The sequence below is a fragment of the Akkermansiaceae bacterium genome (assembly GCA_019634595.1).
Lineage (GTDB): Bacteria > Verrucomicrobiota > Verrucomicrobiia > Verrucomicrobiales > Akkermansiaceae > Luteolibacter.
Window position 1 is genome coordinate 1,123,401 of sequence record JAHCBC010000001.1, and the last position, 24,492, is coordinate 1,147,892.

Annotated in this window: 26 protein-coding genes; 14 read left to right on the plus strand and 12 right to left on the minus strand. The window is 63.3% G+C overall.

The annotated features are described in order from the left end of the window. The first annotated feature begins 52 nt into the window (after positions 1-52). Positions 53-943 carry a class I SAM-dependent methyltransferase gene (locus KF712_04800; protein ID MBX3740286.1) on the plus strand — a complete coding sequence of 297 codons (891 nt, stop codon included), beginning with the start codon at positions 53-55 and terminating at the stop codon, positions 941-943. Between the two features lie 228 nt (positions 944-1,171). On the opposite strand, the gene KF712_04805 is transcribed toward KF712_04800, so the two are convergent. After that, a complete protein-coding gene (locus KF712_04805) occupies positions 1,172-1,645 on the minus strand; it encodes a DNA starvation/stationary phase protection protein (GenBank protein ID MBX3740287.1) in 474 nt (157 codons plus the stop codon). A gap of 205 nt (positions 1,646-1,850) precedes the next feature. Here KF712_04805 and KF712_04810 point away from each other — a divergent pair, with 205 nt between their 5' ends. Next, complete coding sequence (locus tag KF712_04810; GenBank protein MBX3740288.1) at positions 1,851-2,039, plus strand: hypothetical protein; 189 nt, start codon at positions 1,851-1,853, stop codon at positions 2,037-2,039. 209 nt (positions 2,040-2,248) lie between these two features. On the opposite strand, the gene KF712_04815 is transcribed toward KF712_04810, so the two are convergent. Then, a complete protein-coding gene (locus tag KF712_04815; GenBank protein MBX3740289.1) occupies positions 2,249-3,427 on the minus strand; it encodes a class I SAM-dependent methyltransferase in 1,179 nt (392 codons plus the stop codon). A 106-nt stretch (positions 3,428-3,533) separates the two neighbouring features. Here KF712_04815 and KF712_04820 point away from each other — a divergent pair, with 106 nt between their 5' ends. The 4 genes from KF712_04820 to KF712_04835 all read left to right on the plus strand — a co-directional run bounded on the left by KF712_04820 (position 3,534) and on the right by KF712_04835 (position 7,025). Next, positions 3,534-4,685 carry a class I SAM-dependent rRNA methyltransferase gene (locus tag KF712_04820; protein MBX3740290.1) on the plus strand — a complete coding sequence of 384 codons (1,152 nt, stop codon included), beginning with the start codon at positions 3,534-3,536 and terminating at the stop codon, positions 4,683-4,685. Between the two features lie 124 nt (positions 4,686-4,809). Next, positions 4,810-5,463, plus strand: coding sequence for a transposase (locus KF712_04825; protein MBX3740291.1), 654 nt, complete (start codon positions 4,810-4,812; stop codon positions 5,461-5,463). Positions 5,464-5,618: 155 nt separating this feature from the next. Continuing rightward, positions 5,619-6,359: an aquaporin Z gene (gene aqpZ / locus KF712_04830; protein ID MBX3740292.1), complete on the plus strand. Its 741-nt coding sequence runs from the start codon at positions 5,619-5,621 to the stop codon at positions 6,357-6,359. 474 nt (positions 6,360-6,833) lie between these two features. Further along, the gene (locus KF712_04835) at positions 6,834-7,025 is read left to right on the plus strand and encodes a hypothetical protein (GenBank protein MBX3740293.1); all 192 of its coding nucleotides are present in this window, start codon (positions 6,834-6,836) and stop codon (positions 7,023-7,025) included. Between the two features lie 107 nt (positions 7,026-7,132). Here KF712_04835 and KF712_04840 read toward each other — a convergent pair whose 3' ends face one another. Next, positions 7,133-7,954: a polyphosphate kinase 2 family protein gene (locus KF712_04840; GenBank protein ID MBX3740294.1), complete on the minus strand. Its 822-nt coding sequence runs from the start codon at positions 7,952-7,954 to the stop codon at positions 7,133-7,135. 134 nt (positions 7,955-8,088) lie between these two features. On the opposite strand from KF712_04840, the gene KF712_04845 reads away from it, so the two are divergent. Together KF712_04845 and ppk1 are read left to right on the plus strand one after the other, a co-directional pair. After that, positions 8,089-9,648 carry an HD domain-containing protein gene (locus tag KF712_04845; protein ID MBX3740295.1) on the plus strand — a complete coding sequence of 520 codons (1,560 nt, stop codon included), beginning with the start codon at positions 8,089-8,091 and terminating at the stop codon, positions 9,646-9,648. A gap of 94 nt (positions 9,649-9,742) precedes the next feature. Beyond that, a complete protein-coding gene (ppk1, locus tag KF712_04850; GenBank protein ID MBX3740296.1) occupies positions 9,743-11,836 on the plus strand; it encodes a polyphosphate kinase 1 in 2,094 nt (697 codons plus the stop codon). Positions 11,837-12,045: 209 nt separating this feature from the next. On the opposite strand, the gene KF712_04855 is transcribed toward ppk1, so the two are convergent. From KF712_04855 to KF712_04880, 6 genes are all read right to left on the minus strand, one after another. Then, positions 12,046-12,480, minus strand: a complete 435-nt coding sequence (locus KF712_04855; GenBank protein MBX3740297.1) for a hypothetical protein — start codon at positions 12,478-12,480, stop codon at positions 12,046-12,048. A 158-nt stretch (positions 12,481-12,638) separates the two neighbouring features. Further along, positions 12,639-13,592, minus strand: a complete 954-nt coding sequence (locus tag KF712_04860) for an acetyl-CoA carboxylase carboxyltransferase subunit alpha (protein ID MBX3740298.1) — start codon at positions 13,590-13,592, stop codon at positions 12,639-12,641. A 44-nt stretch (positions 13,593-13,636) separates the two neighbouring features. Next, on the minus strand, positions 13,637-14,548 hold the full coding sequence (locus tag KF712_04865) for a LysM peptidoglycan-binding domain-containing protein (GenBank protein ID MBX3740299.1): 912 nt from the start codon (positions 14,546-14,548) through the stop codon (positions 13,637-13,639). Between the two features lie 14 nt (positions 14,549-14,562). Continuing rightward, positions 14,563-15,099, minus strand: a complete 537-nt coding sequence (locus tag KF712_04870) for a hypothetical protein (GenBank protein ID MBX3740300.1) — start codon at positions 15,097-15,099, stop codon at positions 14,563-14,565. 99 nt (positions 15,100-15,198) lie between these two features. Next, a complete protein-coding gene (gene acpP, locus KF712_04875; GenBank protein MBX3740301.1) occupies positions 15,199-15,441 on the minus strand; it encodes an acyl carrier protein in 243 nt (80 codons plus the stop codon). Positions 15,442-15,550: 109 nt separating this feature from the next. Further along, complete coding sequence (locus tag KF712_04880; protein MBX3740302.1) at positions 15,551-16,393, minus strand: hypothetical protein; 843 nt, start codon at positions 16,391-16,393, stop codon at positions 15,551-15,553. 170 nt (positions 16,394-16,563) lie between these two features. On the opposite strand from KF712_04880, the gene fbaA reads away from it, so the two are divergent. The 5 genes from fbaA (at position 16,564) to KF712_04905 (ending at position 20,565) form a co-directional block, all read left to right on the plus strand. Then, complete coding sequence (gene fbaA, locus KF712_04885) at positions 16,564-17,595, plus strand: class II fructose-bisphosphate aldolase (GenBank protein MBX3740303.1); 1,032 nt, start codon at positions 16,564-16,566, stop codon at positions 17,593-17,595. Between the two features lie 159 nt (positions 17,596-17,754). Then, positions 17,755-18,069 carry a DUF1778 domain-containing protein gene (locus KF712_04890; protein MBX3740304.1) on the plus strand — a complete coding sequence of 105 codons (315 nt, stop codon included), beginning with the start codon at positions 17,755-17,757 and terminating at the stop codon, positions 18,067-18,069. After that, positions 18,050-18,547: a GNAT family N-acetyltransferase gene (locus tag KF712_04895; GenBank protein MBX3740305.1), complete on the plus strand. Its 498-nt coding sequence runs from the start codon at positions 18,050-18,052 to the stop codon at positions 18,545-18,547. The genes KF712_04890 and KF712_04895 overlap by 20 nt, the downstream gene beginning before the upstream one ends. A gap of 197 nt (positions 18,548-18,744) precedes the next feature. After that, on the plus strand, positions 18,745-19,650 hold the full coding sequence (locus KF712_04900) for a PEP-CTERM sorting domain-containing protein (GenBank protein MBX3740306.1): 906 nt from the start codon (positions 18,745-18,747) through the stop codon (positions 19,648-19,650). A gap of 144 nt (positions 19,651-19,794) precedes the next feature. Then, a complete protein-coding gene (locus KF712_04905; protein ID MBX3740307.1) occupies positions 19,795-20,565 on the plus strand; it encodes a hypothetical protein in 771 nt (256 codons plus the stop codon). Positions 20,566-20,786: 221 nt separating this feature from the next. Here the strand turns inward: KF712_04905 and KF712_04910 are convergent, their stop codons facing one another. Continuing rightward, a complete protein-coding gene (locus KF712_04910) occupies positions 20,787-21,071 on the minus strand; it encodes a 4a-hydroxytetrahydrobiopterin dehydratase (protein ID MBX3740308.1) in 285 nt (94 codons plus the stop codon). Between the two features lie 133 nt (positions 21,072-21,204). Between KF712_04910 and KF712_04915 the strand changes: the two genes are divergently transcribed. Further along, the gene (locus KF712_04915; GenBank protein ID MBX3740309.1) at positions 21,205-21,648 is read left to right on the plus strand and encodes a hypothetical protein; all 444 of its coding nucleotides are present in this window, start codon (positions 21,205-21,207) and stop codon (positions 21,646-21,648) included. Positions 21,649-21,666: 18 nt separating this feature from the next. Here the strand turns inward: KF712_04915 and KF712_04920 are convergent, their stop codons facing one another. Together KF712_04920 and KF712_04925 are read right to left on the minus strand one after the other, a co-directional pair. Beyond that, complete coding sequence (locus KF712_04920) at positions 21,667-22,260, minus strand: exopolysaccharide biosynthesis protein (GenBank protein MBX3740310.1); 594 nt, start codon at positions 22,258-22,260, stop codon at positions 21,667-21,669. Between the two features lie 249 nt (positions 22,261-22,509). Next, on the minus strand, positions 22,510-24,408 hold the full coding sequence (locus KF712_04925; GenBank protein ID MBX3740311.1) for a hypothetical protein: 1,899 nt from the start codon (positions 24,406-24,408) through the stop codon (positions 22,510-22,512). Between the last annotated feature and the right edge of the window lie 84 nt (positions 24,409-24,492).

Below are 24,492 nucleotides of genomic sequence, written 5' to 3' on the forward strand. Positions count from 1 at the left end.
CCATATTCGATCTCGCCCGGAGTGGAATCCCCACCCATCCTCCCCGTGCCAGATGCCCGACCCTTTCACGACCGCGATCCGCAAGCGCCAGCCGCTGCCTGATGGAATGACCGATGCCCTGCGGCTCATCGACGGCGGCGGAGATGGCGTGCCGGGTGTTTTCCTCGAAACCTTCGCGGACCGCTGGCTGGTGTCCACCACGGGCCGGACGATCCCGCCGGAGTTCGGCCGCTGGCTGCGCGACCAGCCGCAGTCGGTCCACTGGAAGCACCTGGACCAGCACCAGAAGGACTCGCCCGCCCACTTCAGCGGCCCGGTCACGGAAGGACCGTTCCTCGCGCGGGAGAACGGCCTGAACTTCGAGATCTCCTTCCAGTCCGGCTACTCCCAAGGCATCTTCCTGGACCAGCGGGACAACCGCGCGGAGGTGCGCCGCCGGATGGGCGCGGGGTTGCGCCTGCTCAACACCTTTTCCTACACGGGTGCCTTCTCCGTGGCCGCCGCCGCCGCAGGCGCGGAGACGACCACCCTGGACCTCTCCCAACCCTATCTGGACTGGGCGAAGCGGAACCTCTCCCACAACGGCATCGACCCCGCCGCCCACCATTTCTGCAAGGGCGACACGTTCCACTGGCTGCGCCGCTTCGCGAAACAGGAGCGCAAGTTCGATGGGATCGTCCTCGACCCACCGACGTTCTCCCGGGATGAGAAGGGCAAGGTCTTCCGCGTGGAGAATGACTTCGGCGAGCTGGCCGCGCTGGCCGCCAGCGTGCTGGCTCCCGGCGGCTGGATCCTCTGCTGCACGAACTTCAAGAAACTGCCGCCGTCCGCCTTCGAGCGGCAGCTCCTCACCTCCGTCCGCCGCGGCATGAAAGGCACCCATTCCCCCATGCCGTCCGATTTCACCGGGGAGCCGTATCTGAAATCCGTCTGGCTGGAGTGAGCAGGGTGAGGTAGCGGCATGGCTGCACCATGACGGTTGGGAACATTCTCCTTCCTCCCTCAGGTCCGCATGAAAGGAATGCCTCTCCCAAGGATTGGGAATCTGAGGGTCTCCCCCTTCCACCCAGCCGTCACGGCGCAGCCATCCCGCTACGGAATCCACGGCACGAAAAACCCGCATCCGCTATGGGGGCGGGTGCGGGTGGGTATATCGCGGAGCGTCGCAGGCTCAGAGATTTTTCAGGAAGGAGCGCAGCATCCACAAGGTTTTCTCATGGGTCTGGATGCGCTTGATGATGAGGTCCTGCGTTTCCAGGTCACCGGCGTCCTCGGCGGCCTTGCGGGCGGAGGTGGCGTTGGTGACGACGGTTTCGTGACCTTCGATGAGGTGGGCGACGAAGTCCTTCGCGGGCATCGGCTCGGCGGCCAGCTCGGTGATGGAGGACAGCGCGGCGAGCGTCTTGAGACCACCGGGAGCCAGCACATTCAGGCCGCGGATCCGCTCGGCGATCTCATCGACGGCTTCGAACAGTTCCTCATACTGGGTCTGGAAAGCGGCGTGCAGGGAGAAGAACGCCGGGCCTTCCACGTTCCAGTGGGCGATGTGGGTCTGGCCGAGAAGGGCGTAGGAGTCCGCCAGAAGGGTGGTGAGGCCTTTCACAACCGCGTCGTTCTTGGTGGCTGATTTCGTCTGTGTTTTCATGGTGTTGAATTGTCTGGGAAAGGCGGTGGGATCGGGCCGCTCGGTTAGTCTCAATATGATCCTGTTTTGATCGCCCGCAAGTGAAAAAATCGTTGGTATTTCAACTAATTTCGCACGTCACCTTATTGAGACTGATTCGCGTGAACGTGACAATTTTCGGCGTTTTCTTGACTCTCCCGGCGGCTGGTTGACCTTGTGGGAAACGATGTCGGAAACGCTCTGCGATTGGTCGAAACACGAGATCCGGGAACGCGCGGAAGAACTTCTCGAGCTGACCCGGAACCCGGAGTTCTTCTGCCGGAAGTGTGCCCGCGTCGCGAACATCCCCTACGTCCTCTGCAAGCCGATGAAGTTCGAGAAGCAGCTCCGCAAGAACGCCAAGGACGGGGATTGAGTAAGGAGGGAGGACACTCCTGTCCTCCGACGGCATTGGCAAGCCAGTGAAAATTCACCGCAACAGCCGTGGCCGCGAAGGTAGCAAAATGGATTCCTCAAGATTCGCGGTCAGCTTTCTTTATCCGGACAACCACACACTGAAAACTTCTCCTGCATTGTTCGCCAATGCCGCCGGAGGACAAGAGTGTCCTCCCTCCTTACTTCTCCCTACTTCTTCAACAACACAGCGCCATAAAAGCCATCGAAGCCGAGTTCCGCTGGTGAAATAGCGCGGTCTTCCAGCAGCTCGAAAGCCCCACCTTCCAGCAGCTTGTCCACCTGCCTGCGGTTCTCCGATGGCAGGACGGAACAGGTGGCATACACAAGGCGGCCACCGGCTTTCAGCATCTTCGGGTATTCCTGGAGCAACTCCGCCTGGATGGAACGGACGCGCTCGACAGCGGCGGGCTTCAACCGCCACTTGAGGTCAGGCTGGCGCTTGAGCGTGCCGAGGCCGGAACAAGGCGCGTCGATGAGCAGGCGGTCCGCGATGGGACCGAACTCGTCCGCCGTGGTCTCGCTGATGAGGCGGGTGGTCACGCACTTCGCACCGGCACGGGTGGCGCGTTTCTCCAGTTCCTTGAGCTTCTTTCCATCCACATCCATGCCGTAGATGCGGCCCTGGTTCTCCATCAGCGCGGCCAGGTGCAGCGCCTTTCCACCGGCACCGGAGCAGGCGTCGATGACGCGGTCACCGGGCTGCGGAGCCACCATCCCGGCGATGAGCTGGGAGCCTGCGTCCTGGATCTCGATCCGGCCGTCGTAGCGCAGCGGCTTCGGCAGCGCCTTTCCCGGAGCCAGCACCAGCGCGTCCGGCACACCGTCCACGGGTGAGGTTTCCACGCCTTCCTTCGCCAGCCACTCGATGGCTTTCTCACGGGTGGTTTTGAGCGTGTTCACCCGCAGATAGACGGCGGCGCGCTCGTTGAGCGCGGAAATTTCCGCGTCCCAGGCGTCGCCCAGCTCGGAGAAAGCAAGCTGGTCCAGCCAGTCCGGGATGGACTCCCGCACCGCGCGCGGCTGGTCCGCCAGCAGATCCTGCCGGGCGGTGATCTCCTCCGCGGCGCGGCCGTTGTATTTCCACCACTCCGGCAGTTCATAGCCCATGCGGACCCACTGCGCCGCGCACAGGGCGGTGGTTTCCTCACTGTCCACCAGGAAGCCCAGCGACCGCCGCCAGCGCACCACCTCGAACACGGTCTCCGCGATGAAGCCGCGGTCGCGCTTTCCCCACTTCGGGTTTTCCTCGAATGCCGCCGCCAGCTCGTGATCCAGAACCTTGAACTCCCGGAAGACCGATTTCGCGATGGTCGAAGCGGCCTCAGCCAGGATGCGGTGCATTTTCATCCGCTTATCCTTGCCAGATCCCCCAACCTGACAACTCCGGCCACGAAAATCTTCACTTCAGCGTTCAATGTTGGACGTTCGATGTTCGATGTTCATCCTTCCCGGCGTGCCGACCGTCCAACTCAAGTATCAGTCCTTCCACCCCTCCATCTGGCCGAAAATGATCGGCGAGGTTTCCCGCGATGCGGAGCCGGGTTCGTTCGTGGAAGTGCTGGGCAAGGAAGGCACCCGATTCGGCTGGGGCTTCTGGAACCCGAAGTCGCGCATGCCGCTGCGGGTGGTCAGCCACTCGCTGGAGGATCTGGACGAGACCTTTTTTGAAACCGCCATCCGCCGTGCGGCGTCCCTGCGCCGGGAAATCCACAAGCTCGACGCGGAGACGGACAGCTACCGCGCCATCCATGGCGACGCCGACTTCCTCCCCGGCATGGTGGCGGACAAGTTCGCGGATGTGCTGTCCGTGGAGATCACCAACCTGGCCGCCTGGCAGCGCCTCGGCGGCTGGCTGCCGCTGCTCCATGAGTCATTCGGCACGAAGCGGGTGGTCGTCCGGGTCGATCCGGATCTGGCCCGGGTGGAGGGCATCCCGCGCAGCGGCGGCGTGGAGTCCGACAAATTCCGCACGGTGAAGATCCGCGAACACGGCATCCGCTACGAGGTGGACTTCACCGACGGGCACAAGACGGGCTTCTTCTGCGACCAGCGGGACAACCGGAAAAAATTCGGCGCGCTGGCGGAGGGCCGGTCCGTGCTGGACCTCTGCTGCTACACCGGCGGCTTCTCCGTTTCCGCCGCCCTCGCCGGGGCGAAGGACGTCACCGCCGTGGACCTGGACGAAACCGCCGTCGAGATGGCGAAGCGGAACGCGAACCTGAACTCCGCGAAGGTGAAGTTCACCCACGCCGACGCCTTCACCTGGGTGCGCACCATGATCGAGAACGGCCGCAAGTGGGACCTCGTCATCGCGGACCCGCCGAAGTTCATCCACGGCCGCGAGGACGAAACGGGCGTCGCGAAGTACGCGGACCTCAACAAGCTGGCGCTCCAGCTCGTCGAAAAGGACGGCCTTTACGTGACCTGTTCCTGTTCCGGCCAGCTCTCCGTGGACGAACATGAGCGCATCATCACCGGCGGCGCGCACCGCCAGAACAAGCGCCTGCAGATCTTCGACCGCACGGGTGCGGGCCCGGACCACCCCACCTTGTCCAACTACCCGGAAAGCCGCTACCTCAAGCTGCTCTGGAGCCGCGTGGTGTGAAACGGCGAAAGGAAGGCAAGCCTCCGGATTGCCATCAACAAAAGCCACATCACGACTTTCCATTCCTGATGAGGCAATCCGGAGGCTTGCCCTCCTTTCCTTCATCCCCTCCTATCTTTCCCCAATGCCCTCCTTCCAGTGGTCGGATCTGCGTTTTCTCAATGGCGAGGCCCCCATCGACAAGACGCGCCGCCATCTCCCGCACTGGCAGCAGAACGGAAAGAGCTACTTCGTCACCTTCCGGTTGGCGGATTCCCTCCCCGTTTCGCTCCTCCGGCAATGGAGGCTGGATCGTGACCAATGGCTCGCGGAGCACCCGCAACCCTGGTCCCCGGAAACGGAGGTGGAATACCACCGCACCTTCTCCGGTGCCATCGACCGCTGGCTGGACCAGGGCATGGGCTCCTGCCTGCTGCAGGACCCGGAGCACTCTGCCCGCGTCGCCGACGCCTTCCACCATTTCGACCGCGTGCGCTACACCCTCCACAGCTTCGTCGTGATGCCGAACCACGTCCACGTCCTGCTATCCCTGGAGGAAAGCGGCGCACTTTCCGAGATCATCGCGACGTGGAAGCGCTTCTCCGCGACCGCCATCAACAAGGCCACCGGGCGGTCCGGGGCCTTCTGGATGGACGACTACTTCGACCGCATCATCCGGAACTGGGATCACTTCATCGCCGTCGCGCGGTATATCCGCAACAATCCCCGCAAGGCGAAGCTCCCGCCCGCCGCCAGCGTCCTCCACAGCGCCCCCTGGACCGACCGCCTGCTCTCCTGAAAGGAAAGGAAGGCAAGCCTCCGGATTGCCTGAAAAAGGATCAATCCCGAGGCATTTTCCATCTGATGTTGGCAATCCGGAGGCTTGCCTTCCTTTCTTTCCCCTCAACCCCGCATAATTAGCCTTGAATAATGCACGATGACTTCCTAATGCACATGGAGCGTGAAGTGCCGGAGCCCGGCGCTTGGAACCCTGTGGCATCCATGAAAAAGTATATTGCTGAAGCGATCGGGACATTCTGGCTGGTATTCGGAGGCGCGGGGAGCGCGGTGCTGGCAGCCGGATGGCCGGAGCTGGGCATCGGATTCCTGGGAGTGGCGCTGGCATTCGGCCTCACGGTGCTGACCATGGCCTATGCCATCGGCCACATCTCCGGCTGCCACCTGAACCCCGCCGTATCCGTGGGTCTGTTCGTCGGTGGCCGGTTTCCGGCAAAGGATCTGGTGCCCTACATCATCTCGCAGGTCATCGGTGGTATCGCAGGTGCGGGGTTGCTCTATCTCATCGCCAGCGGAAAGGCGGGCTTCGTGGCCGGCGGGTTCGCCTCGAACGGTTATGCGGATCTTTCCCCGGGCAAATACTCGCTGGTCGCCTGCTTCGCCGCGGAGGTCGCGCTGACGGCGGTGTTCCTGATCATCATCCTGGGCTCCACGGACAAGAAAGCGCCCGCCGGACTGGCTCCCGTCGCCATCGGCCTCGGGCTGACGCTCATCCACCTCATTTCCATCCCGGTCACCAACTGCTCGGTGAATCCCGCCCGCAGCCTGGGCACCGCGGCCTTCGCCGGGGGCGCTTACCTTTCCCAAGTGTGGCTGTTCTGGGTGGCTCCCATCATCGGTGCCGTCATCGGTGCGATCCTCTACAAGGTCATCGCCCCGTCCGAGAACGGAAGGTGATCGGAGACAGGAAGGCAAGCCTCCGGATTGCCAACATCCGATGAAAAATACCCCGGGGTTGATCCTTTTTTAAGGCAATCCGGAGGCTTGCCCTCCTTTCCTCCTTCTCCGGGGGGACTATCTTTCCCAAGTCTGGCTGTTCCGGGTGCCCCCATCATCGGTGCCGTCATCGGCGCCATCCTCTACAAGGTCATCCGCCCGGCCGACGCCGGGAGGTGATCAGAGAAAGGAAGGCAAGCCTCCGGATTGCCAACATCCGATGGAAAATGCCCCGGGGTTGATCCTTTTTTGAGGCAATCCGGAGGCTTGCCCTCCTTTCGGCATCGTGCAACCCGGACTCCGCAGGGTGATGCAATACGCGCCACGAGGAGAAGTCCCCATTCACCCCTGATGGCGCGGAAACCCTTCCGCCATCAGCATCCGGTGCTCTCCGGCCGGTCATGGCATCCGCCCTGCGATGATCCGCCGAAAATCATGAACTTCCTCTCCTCCAGCAACGAACAAATCATCCGCCAGAAGATGGACACCCGCACCATCGCCGAACAGGAACGCGAGATCCTCTACCTCCGCCGGAGACTGGAGAAACTCAGCGCCGCCCGTGCGGAGGCGGCGGTCCAGCCCGCTCCCGTGATCCTCTCCGGCACTCAGGCGTCGCTTGCGGCGTGAGGGTGGGAGGGAGACAGGAAGGCAAGCCTCCGGATTGCCAACAACAAAAGCCGCATCACGACTCTCCATTCCTGATGAGGCAATCCGGAGGCTTGCCCTCCTTTCCGTCATTCCCCCACCACGACGGTCTTCGGGTCCCAGGTGATCTTCGGATACTCCATGTTCAGGCCCTTCAGCGTGTTCACCATGATCTGTGCAACAACGAGGTCGCGGTACCATTTCCGGTCCGCCGGGATGACATACCATGGCGCGAGGTCGGTGGAGGTTTTTGAAATGACCTCCTCATAGGCTTTCATGAAGTCGCTCCACAGGGCGCGGTCGGAAAGATCGTCGGGATTGAATTTCCAGTGCTTCGCCGGGTTCGCCAGCCGGGACTCCAGCCGCTTCTTCTGCTCGTCCTTCGAGATGTGGAGGAACAGCTTCACGATGGTGGTGCCTTCCTCCGCCAGCATGCGCTCGAACTCTAGCACATGGCGCTGGCGGCGCTTCCAGACTTCATCCGGGAAAAGCTTCTTCACCCGCACGGCGATGATGTCCTCATAGTGGCTGCGGTTGAAGATGACCATCCCGCCGTTCCGCGGAACGTGCTGGTGGATGCGCCACAGGAAATCATGCGCCAGTTCCTCCTCCGCGGGCTTCTTGAACGCCTGTACCCGGATGCCCTGCGGGTCGATGCCGGCGAACACGTTCTTCACGCAGCCGTCCTTGCCGCCGGTGTCCATGGCCTGCACCACCACCAGCACACGCTGCTTGCTCTGGGCGTAGAGGACTTTCTGCAGTTCCCGCAGCTCCACCTTCAGCCTCTCCGCGATGGGCAGGAAGCTGTCTTTCGTGACGGACTCGAAGACCGTCTTCTCCGAGGTGTCGATCCTGGCGAGGTCCAGGGTGCTCCCCGGCTTCACATAGTATCGTTCAAGTGGACCCTTCACCGGCATGCCGCTGTTATCCTCCTGACAGCGACCCGTGACAAGCCGGAAGGGCCGCGAAATCCCATCCCCTTCCGTGAAACGTGCGTCACACATTGGGAGTTGTAAATGCGTGGTTCACGGGCAGTCTTAGGCCAATGCCCGCCGCCCGGAAGTCCCTGCAACTGAAGCAAAATTCCGCCTCCCTCCATACCGCGCTCCATATCGGTGCCAGCTCCGTCTCCATGATGGTCGCGGAACGTGACGGAAAAGGCACATTGACCCCGGTCGATTTCCTGGAGCAGCCCGCCCCGCTGGCGAGCGACATTTTCCGTGACGGAAAGGTCAGCCTGACCACCACGGAGCGCATCGTCTCCATCATCAAGGGCTACCAGAAGGCATTGGCGGAGCTGGGCTATGACCCGCACGACCTCACCCGCGCCGTGGCGACGAACATCCTGAGCGAGGCGACGAACCATGACACGGTCATGAACCGCATCCGCATCGCCTGTGGCCTGCGGGTGAGCACCATCGACGACGGGGAGATGACCCGCCTCATCTACCTGAAGACGCGCCGCCGGCTGAAGAACCTGCCCGCCATGGAGCAGGACACCACGCTGGTGGTCCACGTGGGTCCGGGGAACACCCGCGCCCTCCTGTTCCAGAACGGAAAGATCACCCGCTACACCAGCTACCGGCTGGGCACCCACCGCACCCGCGAGGCGCTGGAGGGTTCCCTCACGGACGGCCCCGCCCTCAACCGCGTGATCCGCGAGCATACGTCCGGGAACCTGGCGCAGATCCGCTTCGACTACTCGGACGTCACCATCGACGGCATCGTCGCCATCGGTTATGAGATCCAGTCCGTCGCCCCGTCCCTCATCAAGAAAGGGAGCGCCTCCCCGCTGAAGACGCTGCGCCAGTTCACCTCGGAGGCGGCGACGCTCTCGGACGCGGAGCTGGTGAAGCGGTTCCAGGTGGACTACCAGACGGCGGAGGGCCTGCTGCCCGCGCTGGAGATCAACCTCGCCATCGCGGAGGTGCTCAAGCAGGAGGAGATCCACATCCCGGACAGCGACTACGAACAGGGCCTGCTGAACGACCTGCTGGTCTCCCAGGAACTCACCGGAGCCTTCGCGGAGGAGGTGCTGCGCTCCGCCAACATCCTCGCGGAACGCTACCAGTCGGACATCGCCCATGGCGAACACGTGGGACGGCTCTGCACCCGTTTCTTCGATGCCACGGCGGACCTGCACCGCCTCACGCCGCATGACGCGCTGCTGCTCCAGGTGGCCGCCATCCTCCATGAGGTGGGCACCTTCATCACCGCGCGCGCGCACCACAAGCACTCGGAATACATCATCCTCAACTCGGAGATCTTCGGGCTGGACCGTCTGGACGTCACCATCGTCGCGCTGGTTTCCCGCTACCACCGCCACTCCGGCCCGAAGCTGGAACACCCCAGCTACGCCGCCCTGGGCACGGAGGATCGCATCCGCGTGTCAAAGCTGGCGGCCCTGCTCCGCGTGGCGGACGCACTGGAACGCACCCACGCCCAGCGCGTCGCGCAGATCGAGATCAAGCGTGAAGCAGGCAAGCTCCGCGTCCGCCTGCCCGGACTGGAGGACGCCGCCGTGGAACGCATCGCCATGGAGTCGAAGGCGGACCTCTTCGAGGAAGTCTTCGGCCTCACCGTCGTCATCGATGAGGATAACTGACTCCCCTTTCTTCCACAATGGAGCGCAGCGACATGGAGCCACTGAAACCATCAACATCCGGCTCAAATCACCGATCACTTCCCACTTTTCTCCCATGATCCCCTACCTCAACCGCGAACTTTCCTGGGTCGAATTCAACCAACGGGTGCTCAACGAAGCCCTGCGCGATGACCTTCCGCTGCTGGAACGGCTGAAGTTCCTGGCGATCACCGCGTCGAACCTCGACGAGTTCTTCCAGGTCCGCATCGGCAGCCTCATGCTCATGCGCCGCAGCGGCCGGAAGACGCCGGACCTTTCCGGCCTCACCCCGGTGAAGAACCTGGCGCTGCTGCGCACCCGCATCCTCCGGATGTGCGAGGACCAGTACACCCTGCTCAACACCGTGCTGCTGCCCGCGCTGGAGAAGCACAAGATCCGCCTGCTTTCCTTCCGTGAGCTGAGCCTGACCCAGGCGGCGCAGGCATCCGCCATTTTCGAGGACGGCGTCTTTCCGCTGCTCACCCCGCTGGCCATCGATCCGGACGGCCCGCCGCTCCAGGTGCCCGGCCTCCAGATCGTGGTGGCCTGCCGCCTGCTCGACCCGGAGACCCAGGCCGTGCGCCACGCCGTGATCCCCATCCCGGAAAGCGTGGGCCGCCGCGTGCCCATCTCCACGGATGGCGAGGGAGCGTCCTTCCTCTTCATCGAGGACCTGGTGGCCGCGCATGCGGACCAGCTTTTCCCTGGTGAGAATGTCACCGCCACCACCGTCTTCCGCGTCACCCGCAACGGCGACATGGCCGTGCAGGAGGAGGATGCGACGGACCTGGCAGGCGAGATGGAGGACGTGCTCACCGCCCGCCGCTTCGCGGACACCGTGCGGCTGGAACTGCGTGAGGACGCCCCGCGCGACCTCGCCCGCATCATCCAGAAAGTCACCGGTGCCAGCCCGCAGGAAGTCTATCAGATGGACGGCCCGCCCGGACTTTCCTCCTTCATGGACCTGGCGTTCCTCTCCGGCTACGACCACCTGCGCGACGCGGACTGGCCCGGCCAGCCCTCCCCCGCCATCACACCCGGCTCGACCATGTTCGAGACCATCGCCTCCGGCGACCTGATGCTTTTCCATCCCTATGAATCGTTCGAGCCGGTGATGCGCCTCATCGAGGAAGCGGCGGAGGATCCGGATGTCATCGCCATCAAGCAGGTGCTCTACCGCACCGCGCGGCAGTCACGCATCATCGACGCGCTCATCAAGGCCGCGGAAAACGGCAAACACGTGACCGCGCTGGTGGAGCTGAAGGCGCGCTTCGACGAGGCCCGCAACCTCGACCGTGCGGATGAACTGCGCCGCGCGGGCGCACAGATCGTCTATGGCGTGAAGGGCCTGAAGACGCACGCGAAGATCTGCCTGGTCATCCGCCGGGAGTCCGGCCGCCTGCGCCGCTACGTCCACCTCGGCACCGGCAACTACAACGAGTCCACCTCGAAGCTCTACACCGACCTCTCCTACCTCACCTGCAAGCCGGACTACGGCAACGACGCCTCCCTCTTCTTCAACGCCGTCACCGGACGGTCGAAGTTGCTGCGCTTCCAGCGTCTGGTCCCCGCCCCCACCGCGATGAAGCCGAAGCTGCTGGACCTCATCGCCAGCGAGGCGGACCGCGCCGGGCTGGGCCTGCCCGCGAAGATCACCGCGAAGGTGAACTCCCTCCAGGACCCCGACATCATCGCCGCGCTCTACAAGGCCTCCCAGGCCGGCGTCGAGGTGAAGCTCAACGTCCGCGGCATCTGCTGCCTGAAGCCGGGCGACCCGAAGCACTCGAAAAACATCGAGGTCATTTCCGTCATCGACCGCTACCTCGAACACGCGCGCCTCTTCCACTTCCACCAGGGCGGCGACTCCCAGGTCTACATCGCCTCCGCGGACTGGATGACCCGCAACCTGGAGAAGCGCGTGGAGCTGATGATCCCCATCGAGGCCGCGCCGCTGAAGCGCCGCCTCATCCGCATCCTGGACGCTTATTTCCAGGACAACGTCCAGGCCTCCCGCATCCTCCCCGACGGCACCTCCCAGCGCCTCGTCCGGGAAAAGGGCAAGAAAGCCTTCCGCGTGCAGGAGTTCTTCTACCAGCAGGCAAGACAGGCCGCCAAAGCCCGCGAGCACGAACGGGCGATGACCTTCGAGCCGCACGTGCCGGTGGAGTGAGGGGAAAGGAATGCGCGGGCATCCAGTATGGATGGCATACACCCCCGTCGGCGGAGCCGGCGGGAAAGGAGGCTTTCTCCGAAAGGGCCGGGGTAGATGCCGCATGGTCCGTGTGGCGGATCCGATGAGTGATGCGTTGGAGCATCATCCAACAGACCAGCTCCGGTTCCTGGTGGACCTCCCTCCAACCGAACCTCTCACGAGGTTCGCTACTCCATCCTCGCCATCTTCTTCCGGGGACGGCGGGTTTCATTGGCGCGCAGTCCGGAAGGGAATCCGGGATGATGGTGGCCGGAGGCTTTCCGCGCGGCTGCCGCCGCTTCCGGGTTCCTGGGGCTTTTCCGCAGGAGCTTCGCCTTCGGCATGATGATGTCGGAGATGAAAATCACTCCCTTCACCAACGAGGTTGCCACTTCCGCCATGTGGGTCTGCCCTTCGGCGTCCACATATTCCAGTTCATGGATCGTGGGGTTGGTCCCTGCAAGCCACCCGATGCTGTAAGGACCGGCCTCAAGCTCGACGATCTTCCCTCCCTTTCGCCTGACGGCGCTCCTCACCCTACCGAGATCCCACGGTTTGACCAGCAGGCCCAGCAACAGGCCGGCAACGACGATGGCCTGGAACATATCGATCAGCGCATCCATGGAGTCCGGGTATTAGCAGACGGGAAAGTTCCCTGCAATCTCCATCAGGCGGGACGGCCAAGATCCCCCCCCACCGGAAGCCACGGCGACAGGAGGGCAAGCCTCCGGATTGCCTCAGATGACAATCCGGAGGCTTGTCTTCCTTTCCCTGCGGGGCGTCACTTGCCCTGCCACTCACCGAAGGCGCGGAACTTTTCGTAGCGCTGGTCGAGGAGCTTCTGGACGGGGAGCTTCTTCAACTCCTCCAGATGGCGGAGGATGGTGGCCTTGAAGGCGTCCGCAGTGGCGTGGTGGTCGTGGTGGGCGCCGCCGGTCGGCTCCTCGATCACATCGTCGATGAGGTTGAGCTTCATCAGGTCCGGGGCGACGAGCTTCATCGCTTCCGCGGCCTCCGGGGCGTGCTTGCGGTGCTTCCAGAGGATGGCGGCGCAACCTTCCGGACTGATGACGGAGTAGTAGGCGTTCTCCAGCATGAGGACGCGGTCCGCGACGCCGATGCCGAGCGCACCGCCGGAGCCTCCCTCACCGAGGACGACGGCGATGACGGGCACCTTGAGCAACATCATCTCACGCAGGTTGTAGGCGATGGCTTCGGCAATGTTGCGCTCCTCCGCGCCGATGCCGGGGAACGCGCCGGGGGTGTCGATGAGGGTGACGACGGGCAGGCCGAACTTTTCCGCCATCTTCATCAGGCGGAGCGCCTTGCGGTAGCCTTCCGGATGGGCGCTGCCGAAGTTGCGCTTGAGGTTCTCCTTCGTGTCGCGGCCTTTCTGGTGGCCGATGACGACGACACGCTGGCCGCCGATGCGGGCGAAGCCACCGGGCATGGAGGCGTCATCGCCGATGTGGCGGTCACCATGCAGTTCGTAGAAGTCCGTGAAAGCGAGTGCGACGTAGTCGAGCATGAACGGGCGGTTCGTGTGACGGGCGATCTGGACGCGCTGCCAAGGTGTGAGGTTCTTGTAAATCGAAGCGCGGGTTTCGGCCAGTTTCCCCTCCATGATGGAGATCTCCGCGGACATGTCGATGTTCTGCGACGCGGCTTTTGCGCGCAGTTTCTCCAGTTCGCGTTCAAGCTCGGCGGCGGGTTTTTCGAATTCGAGAAGCTGCATGTGCTATGGAAGAAGTGGTTGCGGACGGACCGCTGGGACGGACGCTAGCGTTTCGGGTTGCGGATTTCCACCTCATTTCCGGCCCGGGTGAGAAGATTCAGCTCCTCCATGTCCGGACCGCTGAGGAAAATGCCGCGCGCGCCTTCCTTGTCGTCGTCACTGGTAGTCGGGTCGTCCGCCAGCAGGGGGACCGGCACCTTGGTGAACTGGATGTATTTCGCGGCGCCGCGGTAACCCTTCGCCTGCGGCTGGAGGCGCCGCCCGCCGGACATGGCCCCTTTCGACTCGATGGTGGTCTTCTGGCCCGCCAACGGGCTGCCCGAACCGATGCGGAGGATGGGGTACTCCCGGAGGAACCTGCCGCCGTCCCAGATGGAGACGGCCATCCGCTGCGGCTCGATGAGCAGCCGGAACTCCAGCGGCATGACGATGAGTTCGTCCCCGGGCTGGATGTTGCCCAGCTCGAACATGCCGTTGAGATACATGATCATGTCGAGCGAGGTCTTGTTCTTTCCGGCGATGCCGAGGAAGGAATCCCCGCGTTTCACGACATGGACGGTCTTCCCCTCCCGGTGGGAAGTGGACAGCACCTCGTCCATGTTCATGTCCCCGACGATGCGGCGGGCGATGGGGGCGGACGGGGAGGTGGGGAAAACATTGACGATGGCCATGAGCTTCTCGCGGGCCTCCGTGTATTGGTCCAGGGCGAGCAGTTCGTGCGCCTTCTGGAACGCCTTCTCACCGGGGTCGATGTCGGGCAGCTCCGCCGCGTCCAGCATTTTGGCGAATTCCGTGTCCGGCTCCTTTTTGACGATCTCCGCGGGGTTCGGGATCAGCTTCTCGAACACGCCGCCCATCGGCGCGACGAGGATGTGGTAGAGGAACATCGCCGTGAATGCCATCACGCCGAGCACGGCGAAAAGGGCGACCAACTTGACCAGGAACCACAGCCTCATGATGACACGCCGGGTTATAGCAGCCCGCGCCGCTTGAAGTCGAACGCATTGATCTCCTGGGAGCGCAGGATCATTTCGAAGGAAAACTTGAGGATGGAGATCTCCCAGGCGTCGTCCACGCCCTCGATGACCGCCAGCGAGGGGTTCCCCGTGCGGCGGATGTCCTCCATCACGCGCTCCCGCACGGCGTCCATGGAGTCATGGATGATCTCCTCCTGCACGTGGCCGCGCCTGAACTGGAAGCCATACTGGAGGAAAGCAAGATCCCTGCCCTGCTCCTTGAACTTGTGCACCAGCGCGTCCAGGCGGGCGCGGGCATCGTCGTTGAAGCCCTCCAGCTCGATGCCGCGGTAGCCATCCGGCCGGAAGATGCGCGGGCGCATGGCCTCCACCTCACCCGTGCGCACCCTGACCTCGTTGTTGCGGTCCATCAGCTCGCTGATGAGCTGGAACTCGAAGCGGGTCTCGCCGAAGGTTTCGATCCGGCGGTCCGGCTCGCGGAGCACCTTCGTCATCTCCAGCGCGTATTGGATATTGTCCGGGGAATGCATCAGCCGGGGGAATCTCCGCTCATTCGGGCGCAATGCAAAGAAAAGGACGGACATCCGCGAGGAGTCCGCCCTTTCCGAAAGCGTACGCCTGCCGCTGGATCAGCCTTGCTGGCTGTTGATGTAGGTCACGACGTCGCCGACAGCCTGGAGCTTTTCGGCTTCCTCGTCGGGGACTTCGATGTCGAACTCCTCTTCGAAGGCCATCACCAGCTCGACGGTGTCGAGGGAGTCGGCGCCGAGGTCTTCGACGAACTTCGCCTCAGGGGTCACTTGGTCGGCGCTGACGCCGAGTTGGTCAACGATGATATCTTTTACGCGTTCTTCGATGCTTTTGTCAGACATGGGCTGCTGTGGTTGATTGGTTGGCGTTGCGGTTGGTTATCGCGCCGCTGGCGGACTTGGCAACCCTGAAAACAGTGATCGCCGGGTAATTCCGCGCGGGAGCTGCGTTTCACCCGTCTTCCGGGGTGGATTTCGTTTCCGGTTCCCCGCCGGAAACTTCCTCCGCGCGGGCGAATTCGATGATTTCCCCGGAAAATTTCGAGCGGATGCGCTCCATCAGCATTTCCGCCGGCTGGCCGTCCTCTTTTTTGAACCCCCCGTAGGTCAGGCCGTCGATGCGCAGCCGGCCCTTCCCGGATGCCCCCTCATAGTCGGCGAAGGCGAGGCCCTTGTTGTCCCACTTCCTGAGATCCAGCGTCTTCAGGTCGGTGTATGGCACCCGTTTCCCGTCCTGGGAGGTGATGCCCGTTTCATCCGCGACGATGCGGCGGCGGATGGTGCGGAGGAGGAAAAACGCCGCCACCACGGAGAGGATGACGCAGACACCGGCGCAGATCCATTGCTCATCGATCTCGCGCTTCGTCATCGGCTCCTCCGGCGGCTTGCTGTCATAGCCATGCTCCGCGGAGTAGTCCCGCCACAAAAGGTTCGCCTGCAGCCGCTTGCTGATCTTTTCATGATCCTGGAGCATCTCCGGCCACGGCATGGGCTGTTTCAGATCCTTTGGCAGCACATAGGGATCCTCCGGAAATTTCACGTTGCGGGTGGCGGCGAAGCTCTTCCACTCCTCCGCCGTCAATGAGTTGTCCTTGTTCTTCTCGTTGAACTGCACCACCGCCTCGTCGAACGCCTTGGAAAGGTAGAAGATGTGGTTCTTCTTCCGGTAACCGATCGCGCCGTCATAGGCGAAATAAGCGGCGAAAAAGGAAAACATCACCAGCATGGCCGCCGCCCGGAGCAGGAACCATGGCGTTGGCTTGCAGACGATGGCATCGGGAGAAGCGGTCGGCATCGGGTGGGACAAAACCCGGATTCGCGGGGCATGGCAAGCACGGAAGCCCCGGCGGGGAAAGGAAGACAATCCTCCGGATTGTCATCTGAGGCCATCGGGAGGATTGCCCTCCTGCCTGCGGGAATTCCCGCTTGTCGGGGAGCCTCCGCTTGGTTACGCACTCCGCCGTCATGCCTATCGCCACTCCCGAACAATATCGCGCCATGCTCGATGCCGCCCAGAAGGGCAGCTACGCCTACCCGGCCATCAACGTCACCTCGCTGACCACCATCAACGGTGCCCTCAAGGCATTCTCCGAAGCGAAGTCTGACGGCATCATCCAGGTTTCCACCGGCGGCGGCGAATTCGCCTCCGGCACCGCGGTGAAAGACGCCGCCTTCGGCGCGATCATCCTGGCCGAAGCCTGCCACCTGCTCGCCGAGAAACACGACGTCCTCATCGCCCTCCACACCGACCACTGCCACCCGGCCAAGGTCGAGGGCTTCCTCAAGCCGCTCCTCCAGGCCTCCCGCGAGCGCATCGCCGCCGGCAAGGGTCCGCTTTTCCAATCCCACATGTTCGACGGCTCCGTGGTCGATCTGAAGGAAAACCTCGAAATCTCCAAGGCCCTCCTGAAAGAGTGCGCCGAGCTGGGCATCATCCTCGAAGTCGAGGCCGGCTGCGTCGGCGGTGAGGAAGACGGCCACGACACCTCCGGCCTGCCGTCCGAAAAACTCTACACCACCCCGGAAGACATGGTGGAGGTCTATGAAGCGCTCCAGCCGATCGGCCGCTTCCTTTTCGCCGCCACCTTCGGCAACGTCCACGGCGCCTACAAGCCAGGTGCGGTGAAGCTGAAGCCAAGCATCCTCCGCGATGGCCAGAAGGCCGTCATGGACAAGCACGGTGACAGCGCGGAGATGGACCTCGTCTTCCACGGTGGCTCCGGCACCTCCAGCGAAGACCTCCAGGAGACCCTCGACTACGGCGTCGTGAAGATGAACATCGACACCGACACCCAGTATGCCTTCACCCGCCCGATCGTCACCCACATCTGCGCGAACATCGAGGGTGTGCTCAAGATCGACGGCGAGGTCGGCAACAAGAAGCACTACGACCCGCGCTCCTACCTCAAGAAGGGCGAGCAAGGCCTCTGCGACCGCATGAAGCAGGCCTGCGACGAGCTGCGCTCCTCCGGCAAGACCATCTTCGGAACGGTCTGATCCCACGGAGCGCGGACTTCAGTCCGCATCTTCCATTCATCTGTGAAAAGCGGAGTCCTCACGGGCTCCGCTTTTTCTTTGCTCCGTGGATAAATGGCGGTGCCAAAACGGTGCCACTTTTGGATTGGAGCCATCCACCAGGGATGCTACGGTCATCCCATGAAGAAGGCCCCACAGGCCACCGGACCGGAGCGTAACGGCCAGCGGACGGTGAGAATCAACCCCCGCTTTCCCGAAGCGACCGCAGCACGCCTCAAGGAAGCCTCCGCGATCCGTGGCCAATCCGTCGCGGCGTTCGTCCTGGAAGCAGTGGCGCGTGAGGCGGAGCGTGTGCTGGAGGAAGAGACCCGCTGGAAACTGAGTCTCGCCGAATCCGCGAAGATCCAGCGGCTCCTTGCCAAACCGCCGGCCCCGAACGCCGCCGCGAAAAAGGCGGCCAAAGACCTGGCGACCCATGTCCGCATACGATCTTGAGCTGCTGGCGGACCGCCACGACAGGAAGGCCTTCCAGTGCGGCAGGGAATCCCTGGACCGCTACCTGCGGGAAACCGCGAAGGGCCATCTTCTCAAAGGTGTGGCCGTCACCCGCGTCCTGGTCGGGAGGGATGCCGCCGCTCCCGTCCCCATCATCGGCTACTTCACCCTGACCACGATCCTGGCGGAGGCGGCCAACTGGCCGGGCGCGGCGAAAGGCCTGCCCGGCATACCGATTCCCATGGTGCTTCTGGCGCGTCTGGCCGTCGCACGGGATTGGCAGGGAAAAGGCATCGCCCGGCTGCTGCTCGCCGCCGCCCGGGAGATCGCGGCATCGTCGATGCAGGGAACCGGCGGAGTCGGACTCGCCGTGGATGCAGCAGATGAGGAACTCGTGGGATTCTACCAGAAATACGGATTCCAACGCATCAACGCGGACTCGTTGAGATTGTTCCTGCCCCTGGCATCACTGCGCTGATCGACCATCCATCTGTGAAAAGCGGAGTCCTCACTGGCTCCGCTTTTTTGTTCATTGTTATGGGTATCCTGAAAACCCGGCGGCACCTAACCATCTCCCTGACGCCATGCGTTTCCAACACCTTGGATGCCACCGGACCGCCCGGGTTTGACCCTGCCGGACAGCGGGCGGTAAAAACAGATGTCATCCCCCCTGACATGAAAAGAGTCACTTCCCCCCTGCTGGCCGCCGCGTTCGTCCTGCTCCATCCGCAGATTTCCTCCGCCCAGTCGTCCATTGAGACGAGCGCCTACGTCGTCGCCACCAACTCCGGCTATGGCGAACGGTATGATCCTCTCTACTACAGCACCATCGGCACCGGAAACTACAGCCCGGGTGGCGCGCCTGTCTCCGCCTATGGCAGCGCCACCTTCAACGGGATCGACCGGAACGGGGATGACGCCACCATGACCTTCACCGGCTCCTCCAGCGCCAGTTCCGGCTACGGCAGGATGCACACCTACGCCAGCGGCAGCGTCCAGGGTTCCTACTTCAACCCGGAGAACCCGGAATACTACAACAGCCCCAGCGGGTTCGTGAATGAGGAGGGCACCCCGGACCAGATCATCGCCTACGGGCAGGCCGCCTACAGCGACACCTTCACCTACACCAACACCAGCGCCGCCCTCACGGTCAACTTCCTCTACCAGGTCAGCGGAGCTTTCCTCGGGGATGCCGGTTACCATTCGGTGTATGTCGAGTTCAACGGGCAGTCGGACTACATCCTCCTCAGGGCGGACGACGGGAACTTCATCAACCGCACCTGGGCCACCCAGCCGTTCAACATTCTCCTGAATGAGCCAAATGCCCACCGTGCGACCACCCTCAGCCAGTTCGACTTCCGCCCGGAATACCATCAGGACGGACAGGACTACTCCGGCACGGTGGATTTCAGCAATACCGTCACCCTGGTGGGCATGGAGCTGCGCGACGGCAACGGGAATCTGGTCACCGGCTGGTCCCTGAACGCCGCCTCCGGCACCACCTACCCCATCCCGGAACCCTCCGCGCTCGTCCTTTCCGCCCTCGGTACGCTCGCCCTGGCGGGAAGACGGCGGCGTTGATGGAGAGCACCTCCCTTTAGCACAACAAGGATGGGCATCCTGTCCAGCCGCCGCCACAGGGCCCCACGACCTAGGCACCCCGGGCCGATCCGTCCCCCCGCTTTTTCGTTTCCGGAATCCACCATCCCTGCTTTCCTCCCCGGCGTGTCCCAGAAGCCGAAAGACAACCCGCTCGCCAACATCCTCATCAACGTGATCATCCCGGTGCTGGTGCTCAGCTATCTGAGCAAGGATCCGGAGATCCAGCAGAAGCTGGGCAAGGAAGTGAGGCCATGGCACATCGGCCCGGTTTATGCGATGGCCATCGCGCTGGCGCTGCCGTTTTTCTACGGGATCTGGTCGTTCATCCAGACGCGGAAGTTCAACCTGTTCTCCGCCATCGGGCTGTTCTCGGTGCTGCTGACCGGCGGTCTGACGCTGTATCTCTGGAACAAGGATGGCACGGTGAAAGAAAACGCCGGCCTGCTCTTCGGGCTGAAGGAGGGTTCCATCCCGCTGATGCTGGGGGTCGCCGTGCTGGCCTCCGCGCGCACCACCACACCGCTGCTCAACGTGTTCCTCTACAATGACAGCATCTTCGACATCCCGAAGATCCGGAAATTGATCGCGGACCTGGGCAAGGACGCGCCCTACCTCCACCTGCTGCGCAGGGCGACGCAGATGTTCGCCTTCTCCTTCTTCGTCAGCTCGCTGATGAACGTGGGCCTCGCGCTATGGTTCTTCCGGAGCTTCGACCACACCGCGGCGGACGCGCTGGAGGGTTACAACGCAATCGTCGGGCGCCTCACCTTCTGGGGCTTCGTCGTCATCGGCGTGCCGATCCTGGCCTTCCTGTTCTTCACGCTGAGGTTCCTGCTCAAAGGACTGCGCGAGCTGACCGGACTGAAGGATGACGAGCTGATGCTGCCGCGCTGAGGGATGCCGGCGGATCGGCACCGATCAGGCGAAAGGAAGGCAAGCCTCCGGATTGCCTCCCCAAATGACAATCCGCAGGCTTGTCTTCCTTTCCTTGCCGCGCCATCCGGACACGAAACAACCGGAGCGGACGGTCCACCCGCCCGGTCCGGCTGCTGCTTTGAAAAAATCCGCGGCCTTCCCCTCCTCCGGTTCCCGGAGGAACCGTTGCGGGGAAAGGATCAGTCCACCAGGTTGTCCACCCGCTGGGCCAGCTCCACGTCCAGCTCCGTCACGCCACCGGCGTCATGGGTGGTGAGCTTCAGCGTCACCTTCGTGTGCCGGATCGTGATGTCCGGGTGGTGCTGCGCTTCTTCGGCGATCTCGGCGAGATCGTTCACGAAATCGATGGCATCCATGAATTCCTCGAATTCGACGGTGCGGGTGATGGATTTTTTCTCATACTCCCACTCCGGGCATTTTTTGAGAGCGGCGGTGAGGTCTTCGTCTTCGAGCAGGTCGGACATGCGTGATGTTGAGGGAAAGTTCGCGGGCAGATTGCGGCGTGATATTCACCGTTGGCAAGCTGTGTTTCCAAACTTTTGCAAAATCCTTGCGGCATGTTGCAATCAGCCACGAGGAAGCGTACGTTCCACGATCATGAAGACGATTTTCGCGCTCCTGTCTGCGTGCCTGCTCATCGGAGCCTGCGCCCCCTCCACCCCCCAAACCCGCATCGCCGCCCATCCGGACAAATACGCGCGCCTGAGCGCCAAGCACAAGGCGCTGGTGGAGGAAGGGAAGATCGACCGCGGCATGCCGAAAGACGGGGTGCTGCTGGCATGGGGGACTCCGGCGAGCCGTTACGAAGGCCAGGAAAGCCGCCGCAGCACGGAGCGCTGGGACTACGCCGGAAGCCGCCCGGTGTTCATCCACAACTTCCACGCCGGATACGGCTTCTATGACTATTGGGGCGATGGCGGATACTACCGTCCGTATGGCTACCGCTTCGCGGTGGGGCCGGAGGTGGTCTATGTGCCCTACACCCGGGCGAGCGTGACCTTCGCCGGCAACCGGGTGGAATCCTGGGAACGCTTGAAGTGACCGGCCAAAGCGCGGACGTCACGTCACACCCATGATGGCAAGGGTGACGGCCGCCGCTGAGATCACGAATCCTGCGAGCGCCATCACGCCGTCCTTCGCGATCAGGGACAGGCCGAAGGCGATGGCCCCCGCGCCGACGACATTCGCGCTGAGTGGAACCACCTCCGTGAGCGGCATCACCAGCATGGTGACCGCGGTCACGGTGGCGATGGCGACCATCGCCGGCTTTCCCGTGAGGAAACGCAGGCGTTCCTTCAGCAAGCGGTCGATGAATGCGGCGGGCTTTTTCACCCACTTGCTGCCCGTCATTTTCCGGATGGTCTCCGACTTGATCTTCCGGTCGAGCAGCCAGCGCGGCAGCCAGAAGTGGTCATTGCCGGAGATGAGCTGCACGGAGATGGTCAGGACGAAAAGACCGATGACGGTCGGCACGCCAGGGATGTCCGCAATGCCCGGGGCGGAGACGAAGACACCCGCCAGCAACAGCAGCGGGCCGAACGAACGCCCGCCCACGGCATCCATGATGTCGTCCACCTTCACCTTGTCCTTCCCATCGGCGCAGCCGCCGATCCGCTCCAGCAACTCCTCCAGGTTCTCCGGCTGCTTTTCCATCTGTTAGAAGATGCAGCCTCCGTGATGGATGTCAAATCGGCTGCGGTCACCTTCCGGCTCCAAGGCACCACGGATGGCACTTCTCCCCCCGTCGGCGGAGCCGATGGGAAAGGAAGCGCTTTCTCCGAAAGGGCCGGGGGGGACGGCACCCTGTCATCGAAGACCTAATGACCGGAGGCACGTCCCCCCCGGCCCTTTCGGAGAAAGGTCTTTCCTTTCCGCGCGGTGCGCGGTGCTTCCGCAACGGTATCACTTCCGATCCCCACGCCACTTGTCGAACCAGCGGGCGGGTGTGCGTGGGCTGCGGCGCTTCTCCCCGTCGCTGGCTTTCCTCACGCCCCTGACGCTTTCCTCCACCACCTCCGCGGTGCCTTCCGCCGCCTTCGAGATGATCTTGCCCGCCTCCAGCCGCCGGACCTGGATGCGGTCCAGCGTGCCGGTGACCTCCATCTCCAGCAGGCGGCTGAGGGGGTGGGTCACCGCTCCCGGCAGGCCGGTGAGCCTCCCGCGGGCACTGCCGGCAACGGTTTCCTTTTTCAAATCCACCTGGCCGCGGGCATCCACGACCAAGGTGCCTCCGCTGGCCTCGAAGCTGCCCACACTCACGACATTCCCGCGGCTGGTGAAGTGCGCCTCAAAGCGGCCCTCTCCGGATTCCGCGCGTTTCACACCGGGGATGATGGCGGCGAACAGATCATGCACCTGGTCGAGCAGCGGCACCTCGATGACTGGCGCATTCTCCAGGGTCATCCGGCCTTCGCCGTCGAACTGCCTCCCGCCCGGATCCGCGGAGCCGGTGTAGGAGAGCGACAGGACTCCGGGGGTGGCGGCTTTCCCCTTTCCCGTCACCTGCTTGATCCTCGCGAGACTCAGGCCATCCGCCTTGATGACGGCATCCTCCAGCGTCCCTCCGGAATAGTCTCCCTGGATGGAAAGACTCCCGCCGAACACCTCTCCCCGCAGCCCTCTGAGGCTCCACTTTTCATCCGCCAGGCTGGCGCGGCCGGTCAGTTGGGAGATCTCCACTTTCTTCCCATCGTGCGTGACGGTCACGGCACCTTCCCCCTTCGTCGCCACCTCCGCCACGCTCCAGCCGTCCTGCTTTTTCCATCGGATGTCGCGCACCGCGATCGGGGGGAAAGCCGTCACCTCCAGGGATTCGGGAAGGGCATCCGCCAGCATGGGAATATCCGCCGCGATGGACCACAGATCCGCATCCCCCTCCAGCTCCGTGACGTGGAAGGTCCCCTGGTGATGGCTTCCGTGGAGCCGGTCTTTCCTTCCCTCCTTGTCCTCCACGGTGCCTTCGAAGGTGAAAGGCGTCCCCTTCCAACCCTGCCGCCGGATCACCGCCTCCGCCTTGCCATGCTCCGTGGCGGCCCCGGCATGGATGACGGAATCCCCCAGCGAGGACAGCTCCGCCGTCGCGCCCGCCTTCCGCAACGGCACGCCTTTCAGGCTCACGTTTCTGCCATTCCCTTCCAATGATGCGCTCCAATCGAACGCCGGGGTGGAGGCATCCACGGTGAACTTGCCGCGGATCTTGAAGCGGCCCGTGCCATCATCGAAATCCAGCGCCGCCAGCGTCGCCCTGGCCGCCTTCAGCCGCATGACGAAACGCGGGGGCGGGCGCAACGGCTCCTTCCTCGTGAGGATCCCGCCTTCCAGATCCACCACCAAGCCCCGGTGCCGGGCCTTCGCCTCCGTCACGACGATCTTTCCGCGATGCGTGCGGAACTTCGCGGAAACATCCTCCAGCGCGATATGTCCCTCCGCATCAGCGACGACCACCTTCGAGCGGCGGATGCTCCAGACCATGGTTCGGGACCCGGTGGAGATCCACTGGGATGGCGGCAGGCTGACGGCCATGCTCTCCACTTCCAGCACCTGCTTTCGTCCGCCCTCCGTCTCACGGAGGATGAAATCCCGGAACACCACTCCGCCCCGCCACAGACTCCATGACGCGCCGCTCCACTCCGGCTCCAGCCCACGCGCCTCCAGACGGTCGCGCATCCGTTGCTCGATCCCCGCGATGATGCGGCCCTGCGCGAGCATGAATACCGTCACCACCACGGCGGAAAATCCCACCAGGATCCACAGGAAGATCCGCCAGCGGCGGGAAAGGCGGAACCTGCGTGGAGATGACATCTCCCCAACCTATCCCGCTCACCCCTGTCCGCCAGCGGTCAATCCAATCGGTTTTCCAGCGGATGGAATGCCAAAGGCACACCG

Bases quoted from the DNA above. Each gene is read 5' to 3' on its own strand.
- KF712_04890 (MBX3740304.1), top strand. From the start codon at position 17,755: ATGAAGAAGGCCCCACAGGCCACCGGACCGGAGCGTAACGGCCAGCGG.
- KF712_04915 (MBX3740309.1), top strand. From the start codon at position 21,205: ATGAAGACGATTTTCGCGCTCCTGTCTGCGTGCCTGCTCATCGGAGCC.
- KF712_04925 (MBX3740311.1), bottom strand. From the start codon at position 24,408: ATGTCATCTCCACGCAGGTTCCGCCTTTCCCGCCGCTGGCGGATCTTC.
- KF712_04910 (MBX3740308.1), bottom strand. From the start codon at position 21,071: ATGTCCGACCTGCTCGAAGACGAAGACCTCACCGCCGCTCTCAAAAAA.
- KF712_04855 (MBX3740297.1), bottom strand. From the start codon at position 12,480: ATGGATGCGCTGATCGATATGTTCCAGGCCATCGTCGTTGCCGGCCTG.
- KF712_04835 (MBX3740293.1), top strand. From the start codon at position 6,834: ATGAACTTCCTCTCCTCCAGCAACGAACAAATCATCCGCCAGAAGATG.
- KF712_04845 (MBX3740295.1), top strand. From the start codon at position 8,089: ATGCCCGCCGCCCGGAAGTCCCTGCAACTGAAGCAAAATTCCGCCTCC.
- acpP (MBX3740301.1), bottom strand. From the start codon at position 15,441: ATGTCTGACAAAAGCATCGAAGAACGCGTAAAAGATATCATCGTTGAC.
- KF712_04810 (MBX3740288.1), top strand. From the start codon at position 1,851: ATGTCGGAAACGCTCTGCGATTGGTCGAAACACGAGATCCGGGAACGC.
- fbaA (MBX3740303.1), top strand. From the start codon at position 16,564: ATGCCTATCGCCACTCCCGAACAATATCGCGCCATGCTCGATGCCGCC.
- KF712_04800 (MBX3740286.1), top strand. From the start codon at position 53: ATGCCCGACCCTTTCACGACCGCGATCCGCAAGCGCCAGCCGCTGCCT.
- KF712_04865 (MBX3740299.1), bottom strand. From the start codon at position 14,548: ATGAGGCTGTGGTTCCTGGTCAAGTTGGTCGCCCTTTTCGCCGTGCTC.
- KF712_04900 (MBX3740306.1), top strand. From the start codon at position 18,745: ATGAAAAGAGTCACTTCCCCCCTGCTGGCCGCCGCGTTCGTCCTGCTC.
- KF712_04895 (MBX3740305.1), top strand. From the start codon at position 18,050: ATGTCCGCATACGATCTTGAGCTGCTGGCGGACCGCCACGACAGGAAG.
- KF712_04815 (MBX3740289.1), bottom strand. From the start codon at position 3,427: ATGAAAATGCACCGCATCCTGGCTGAGGCCGCTTCGACCATCGCGAAA.
- KF712_04805 (MBX3740287.1), bottom strand. From the start codon at position 1,645: ATGAAAACACAGACGAAATCAGCCACCAAGAACGACGCGGTTGTGAAA.
- aqpZ (MBX3740292.1), top strand. From the start codon at position 5,619: ATGGAGCGTGAAGTGCCGGAGCCCGGCGCTTGGAACCCTGTGGCATCC.
- KF712_04860 (MBX3740298.1), bottom strand. From the start codon at position 13,592: ATGCAGCTTCTCGAATTCGAAAAACCCGCCGCCGAGCTTGAACGCGAA.
- KF712_04825 (MBX3740291.1), top strand. From the start codon at position 4,810: ATGCCCTCCTTCCAGTGGTCGGATCTGCGTTTTCTCAATGGCGAGGCC.
- KF712_04870 (MBX3740300.1), bottom strand. From the start codon at position 15,099: ATGCATTCCCCGGACAATATCCAATACGCGCTGGAGATGACGAAGGTG.
- KF712_04920 (MBX3740310.1), bottom strand. From the start codon at position 22,260: ATGGAAAAGCAGCCGGAGAACCTGGAGGAGTTGCTGGAGCGGATCGGC.
- KF712_04880 (MBX3740302.1), bottom strand. From the start codon at position 16,393: ATGCCGACCGCTTCTCCCGATGCCATCGTCTGCAAGCCAACGCCATGG.
- ppk1 (MBX3740296.1), top strand. From the start codon at position 9,743: ATGATCCCCTACCTCAACCGCGAACTTTCCTGGGTCGAATTCAACCAA.